The sequence below is a fragment of the Paenibacillus roseus genome, assembly GCF_016424485.1.
Lineage (GTDB): Bacteria > Bacillota > Bacilli > Paenibacillales > Paenibacillaceae > Paenibacillus_D > Paenibacillus_D roseus.
This window is the reverse complement of record NZ_JAELUP010000087.1, coordinates 1-1,671: the sequence shown is the minus strand read 5'-3', so window position 1 is coordinate 1,671 and position 1,671 is coordinate 1. Positions and strand designations below refer to the sequence as shown.

1 protein-coding gene and 1 pseudogene are annotated in these 1,671 nt (G+C 45.4%); both read right to left on the bottom strand.

The window, feature by feature from the left end; all coding sequences use genetic code 11:
* Positions 1-45 precede the first annotated feature (45 nt).
* Positions 46-909 (bottom strand): annotated as a pseudogene (locus tag JFN88_RS15575) (IS3 family transposase); the annotation flags it as partial.
* Between the two features lie 14 nt (positions 910-923).
* Positions 924-1,604, bottom strand: a complete 681-nt coding sequence (locus tag JFN88_RS15570) for a helix-turn-helix domain-containing protein (RefSeq protein WP_199020186.1) — start codon at positions 1,602-1,604, stop codon at positions 924-926.
* Between the last annotated feature and the right edge of the window lie 67 nt (positions 1,605-1,671).

Below are 1,671 nucleotides of genomic sequence, written 5' to 3'. Positions count from 1 at the left end.
TGAACTGCTCCCCGTCAAGTAGACAGTAAATTTATTAAAAATCAGTTAGGCGGCCTTAGTCCTGAATTCCATCGGACTAAGGCCTTTAAATTTCGCCTTCAATCGTTCGTTATTGTAAAAATGAATGTAGTCATCAATGTCATTTTTAAGCGCCTCAAAGGTGCGGTAGGTATGTAAATAATACTTTTCACATTTTAATGTACCCCAGAAGGATTCCATTGGGCCGTTATCAATGCACCGACCGACCCTCGACATGCTTTGGGTCAGTTTATTGTCGTCCAGGAGCTTCTTAAATTGTAGGGAGGTGTACTGGAAACCGCGGTCGCTATGAAGCATGGGCGTACTTCCTGGCGCCGCTTGTAAAGCCAGCTCCAGCGTCCGGAACACGAGAGAATTATTATTGGAATGTCCTAGCACTTGAGCGACAATCGATGAATCATGAAGGTCAAGAATGGCGCTTAAATAAGCTTTCTGGCCATTGCCGTATTTGAATTCCGTCACATCGGTTACCCACTTCTCATTAGCCGCTGCAGCTTCGAATTTTCGATCCAACACATTCTCAGCTACCTGCTGTGGAGTAGAATGTGCATATTTCTTTTTCTTTCCGCGGATGACAGATTGGATCCCCTTGAATGCCATAAGGCGCTGCACTCGCTTGTGATTAATCGTTTTCCCGGTTTGGCGGCGCATATGGAGCGTTAGTTGCCGGTATCCGAATATGCCTTCAACCTTCTTGTAGAGGGACATCATTATCTCCGTCAGTTGTTCGTTCTCCAACTCGCGGGAACTGGGCTCGCGATTGAGCCATTTGTAGTAGCTAGAACGTGGAATCCCTGCAATGTCACACAGAAGCTGCACAGGGAATGCTGCGTTTTGCTGAACTTCTTGAATGGCTAGGTAGACATTTTCCTGACGATGCTGGCTTAGCGACGCCCCCTTTCGAGTTCCTGTAACTTTTTTAAGAAGGCGTTCTCTGCCCGAAGCCGCTCGTTCTCATACTCCAGCTTCTTCATCTCAAGCTTCCGGTGATCTGCTTCGCTCAGCTCTTCAGGTGCCTTCTTTCTCCCACGGCCGTCCTGTAAAGCTTCCTGGCCGCCTGCTTCGTACTTTTTCATCCATCCATATACTTGCTGGTAAGAAACTTTAAACTGCTCCGCTGCCTTCTTGTAGTCGTGCTCGTGAGCATGGCAGTAAAGAACAATGTCGATTCTCTCTTGCCAAGTTGTCGAACGTCCCTTGGTCATAGCTGGAGATCCCCCCGAATAGGTGTTTAAGCTGCTATGACCATTATACTTCAAGATCCACTGACGCAATTGACGGGTTGATTTAATACCATACCTTCTGCATATTTCCATGTGAGAGCCTGCACCGATAAGATAATCCTCCACAGCTGCTTTCTTTAAATCAGCGGAATAGGCTCTGTTCTTTGATGTATGCTGTAGTCCTTCCGGACCTAATGATTGATAGGTTTGAAGCCATTGTTTAATCGTTGGAAAGGTAACACCAAGAAGAGATGCTAAATGGTTAAGCGAATCTTCCCCACGTAGAAACTTTTCAATAGCTTCAATCTTTTCATATTCTGATATTTTCGATCTATGAGACATAAAAATGCTCCACCTCGTAGTAAACAGTTTTATTATTTCAACTGTCTACTACAAGGGGAGCATATCA

Bases quoted from the DNA above. Each gene is read 5' to 3' on its own strand.
- JFN88_RS15570 (WP_199020186.1), bottom strand. From the start codon at position 1,604: ATGTCTCATAGATCGAAAATATCAGAATATGAAAAGATTGAAGCTATT.